The organism is Moorena sp. SIO2C4 (assembly GCF_010672485.1).
GTDB lineage: Bacteria > Cyanobacteriota > Cyanobacteriia > Cyanobacteriales > Coleofasciculaceae > Moorena > Moorena producens.
This window is the reverse complement of record NZ_JAAHGN010000662.1, coordinates 1-4,225: the sequence shown is the minus strand read 5'-3', so window position 1 is coordinate 4,225 and position 4,225 is coordinate 1. Positions and strand designations below refer to the sequence as shown.

At 42.4% G+C, this 4,225-nt stretch carries 2 protein-coding genes; one reads left to right on the top strand and one right to left on the bottom strand.

Annotated elements, in window-relative coordinates:
• Positions 1-230: 230 nt before the first annotated feature.
• Positions 231-386: a hypothetical protein gene (locus F6K20_RS26710; protein ID WP_287296658.1), complete on the bottom strand. Its 156-nt coding sequence runs from the start codon at positions 384-386 to the stop codon at positions 231-233.
• A 475-nt stretch (positions 387-861) separates the two neighbouring features.
• On the opposite strand from F6K20_RS26710, the gene F6K20_RS26705 reads away from it, so the two are divergent.
• A partial coding sequence (locus tag F6K20_RS26705) for a condensation domain-containing protein (protein WP_287296656.1) occupies positions 862-4,225 on the top strand: 3,364 nt, incomplete at its 3' end.

The window sequence follows — 4,225 nt, the reverse complement described above, 5'->3', positions numbered from 1 at the left end:
CGCGGTCTGCCGTGGTTTCCCCCACTCGCGCTTGGGATCAAGACGGGAACAGGGAAAAAATTCTGTTTACCTCAGGTGCGACCTGAGGGTCGCACCTGTGGATATTATTTCTACGGCTATTTTTTTTGAATTTTAATTTAATCTAATCGACAAGCTATCAATAAAAGGTTTTTTTTCGGGAAAGACTTAGGGAAAGTTAACTCTTCTTTGATGCCAACAACGAACACCCGTTACCGCTGTTGAGTAATGCCATAATCAGCGGCATCAACTAATCGAAAAACTACCTGGTATTTAACCCCGTCATAGTTACCTGAAGTATGGAGTTGTTCCAGTCTCTTAAGATGATCATCCCAGTCTTGCCAATCCTTCGTTGTTTTAACTAACACGACGGCATAGTCACTCTGGAAGAGCCCTATAAATATCGTAAACATGGGCTAATTTTTGTAAAGTTTTGTTTCACAAGCAAACACCTCTCCCAAAGTACTATTTAGAATAATATTGGTTTCCTAACGACTTGGCAATAATGGCGTACGCAGAACACGAATACTAGGGATTTGCCAGCTCTACCTTGAGCACTAAAAGCTAAATTGCTCGATTAATTTGCCTGATCGTTTTGTCTTACTATATAACCTAATTCGATGCTCTCACTTTCAACGCACAATCACTCACTTATCGCCCTTAGTAAGGTGGTAATACCTTGACCTAATAAGCACCTGGGTCGAACACAAACGCAGCCAAGTTACGAGCCGTGAGTAAGCTAAATAATTCAACTAGTTCTTTGGCTTGACTTTGGACTGACAACTTGATTAAAGAATTCTTGGTATCTGAATTTTTTGAACTGCTTGTATTGGGAGTAGCAGAGTGGCGAGTTGTGTAAATTATTTCCCCAATGGGGAGTCGAAATTCTTGAGTTTAGTTGATTTATTAGGCGATAGAGCGCGTACTATGCCTAATCAGCTTGCTTATATCTTTCTGCAAAACGGAGAAACCCCCTCAGGAAGTCTTACCTACGGCGAATTAGATAGACAAGCAACAGCGATCGCATCTCATCTCCAATCAATGCCAGGAGAACGAGCTTTATTGTTATACCCTTCTGGATTAGAGTTCATTAGTGCTTTCTTTGGATGCTTATATGCTGGGGTAGTCGCCGTTCCGGTTTATCCTCCCAGGCGTAATCAAAAGTTGTCTCGCTTGCTTTCTATTGCCAATGATGCCCAAGCGAAGCTAGCACTTACAACTACATCAATATTGGCTGACATTGATCGAAGGTGGGAACGGGAACCTGAGTTATCATCCGACTTGAAGTGGGTAGCTACAGATACCATTGAAACTAATCGGGGCGAGTTTGTACCTAAATCAATAAAGCGGTCGAGTTTGGCGTTTTTGCAATATACTTCCGGTTCTACAGGAACACCCAAAGGGGTAATGGTTACTCATGGGAATCTGATCCAAAATTCCACAGACCTAGATCGCGGATGGGAGCATAACTCGGATAGTGTAATTGTAACTTGGCTCCCAACATTCCATGATATGGGACTCATATACGGGATGCTCCAAGCCATATACAAGGGATGCAAATGTATTATGCTGCCACCAGCGTCCTTCATACAAAAACCGATTCGCTGGCTAAAGGCGATTTCTGATTACGGAGGGACTCATAGTGGCGCACCTAATTTTGCTTATGCACTGTGTGTCGAAAAAACAACTCCAGAACAAAGGAATCAGCTAGACCTCAGTAGTTGGAGCATGGCTCTTAATGGAGCAGAACCTGTTGGAGCCGATGTTTTAGAGAAGTTTGCACAAGTTTTTGAAGTCAGTAGATTCAACAAAAGGGCTTTCTGTCCCGCTTATGGCATGGCAGAAGCAACTCTAAAGATTTCTGCTGTACGCGCTAAAGATAAGCCGATTTACTATCATATTGATGCCACTGCTCTAGAACAAAATTACGTTGTAGAATTTGCTGATGAGAAACATTTAGAAAAACGAACTATTGTTGGTTGTGGTAGAAGTGAGATTGATACCAAAGTTATAATTGTTAATCCACAAACCTGTTGTCGTAGTGCTTCTGAAGAAATTGGGGAAATTTGGGTTAGCGGTAGCAGTGTAGCTTCTGGGTATTGGAATCGCCCCGAAGCCACACAAAAAACGTTTCAAGCTTACTTGAAAGATACAGGGGATGGACCTTTTTTACGTACAGGGGACTTAGGATTTTCTAGTAAGGGGGAACTGTTTGTTACAGGAAGACTAAAGGATCTAATTATAATTAGAGGTCGCAATCATTATCCCCAAGATATTGAATTAACAGTTGAAAACAGCCATCTTGCTTTACGAAGTCATTGTAGTGCTGCCTTTTCTGTGGAGAGAGAAGGAGAGGAACGCTTGGTGGTTGCTGGTGAGGTGGAACGAACTTACCTACGGAAGCTGAACACAGATGAGGTAGTTAGAGAAATTCAAATCGCCGTATCAACAGAACATGAATTAGACGTTGATGGGGTGGTTTTGTTGAAGACGGGGAGTATTCCTAAGACGTCTAGTGGTAAAATTCAACGGCGTGCTTGTAAGCAAGGATTTTTAGAAGGGAGTTTGAATGTCGTAGGCCAGTGGCAGAAAACTTTATCCCAGCCTGAATACGTAGCACCACGCACCCCAACCGAAGAAATAATCGCCAACATCTTCGCTCTGGTTCTAGGAGTGAAAGATGTAGGAATACATGACAACTTCTTTGAAATCGGAGGACATTCTCTACTTGCCACTCAATTAATTTCCCAACTGCGAGTAACCTTCAACAGAGAAATACCCCTAAGACAAGTATTTGAAAGCCCGACAATCGCTCTTATTTCGCCGAAATTAACCCAATTACTGACCACAGAAAACCAATTAAGTCTTCCTTTGATTCAACCAAGAACCGATAGTGAACAATTACCCCTATCATCGGCTCAAAAAAGACTGTGGTTCCTCAACCAACTAGAAGGAATTAGTGTCACTTATAACATACCAGCAGCCTTTAGAATCACTGGCAACTTGATCATTAACGCCCTAGAACAAGCCTTATCAGAAATAATCAGTCGTCACGAAGTAATACGGACAAGTTTCTCCACTATTAATGGCACACCAACACAGGTAATTCACCCCGACAGCACCATTAACATCAATGTGGTGGACTTACAACAATACCCAGAACCCTTACGGGAAACTATCTTACAGCAACTTGTACAACAGGAAGCAACAACCCCCTTTGACCTAGAGATAGCACCATTAATCCGTTGTAAATTATGGCAACTAGACACCAGTGAGTATGTGTTAGTGCTGACCATGCACCACATAATCTCTGATGGTTGGTCGAGGGGAATATTAATCGAAGAACTCTCAAGTTTATATCAAGCCTTTTGTGTAGGAGCTCCATCCCCCTTACCTCAATTACCGATTCAATATGCCGACTTTGCCCTTTGGCAAAGACAATGGTTAAGTGGGGAAATCAATGAAACCCAAATCAATTATTGGAAACAGGCATTATTTGATGCTCCAGAATTATTACAACTGCCAACAGACCGTCCTCGTCCCCATGTTCAGAGTTACCAGGGGAGTAGTGAAAGTTTTACTTTAACCGCTGAACTAACCCAGAAGCTGCAACAGTTGTCTGTGAACGCAGGTAGTACCTTATTTATGACCCTGCAGGCAGCGTTTGCCACCTTACTGTATCGTTACAGTGGACAATTTGATATTTTAATTGGTTCACCGATAGCCAATCGCAACCGCCGTGAAATAGAGCCACTAATTGGCTTCTTTGTCAATACCTTGGTGTTGAGAACTCGTTTTGAACATAATCCCAGTTTTTCCCAGTTGCTCAGGCAAGTCAGGGAAACCACACTCAACGCTTATGAACATCAGGATGTACCTTTTGAACAGGTGGTCGAAGCATTACAGCCCCAACGGTCATTAAGTCATGCCCCCCTGTTCCAGGTGATGTTTGTGCTGCAGAATGCACCGATGGGGAAATTAGACTTACCAGATCTAACCTTGAGTGAATTAAATCAACACAGTACTATTGCTAAGTTTGATTTAACCCTGTCAATGACAGAAACAGAGATAGGATTGGTGGGTATATGGGAGTACAACACGGACTTATTTGATGGGTCTACTATTAAACGGATGGCCACTCATTTCCAAAACTTGTTATCAGCAATTGTGGAAAATCCCCAACAAGTAGTCTCAGAGTTACCTTTAT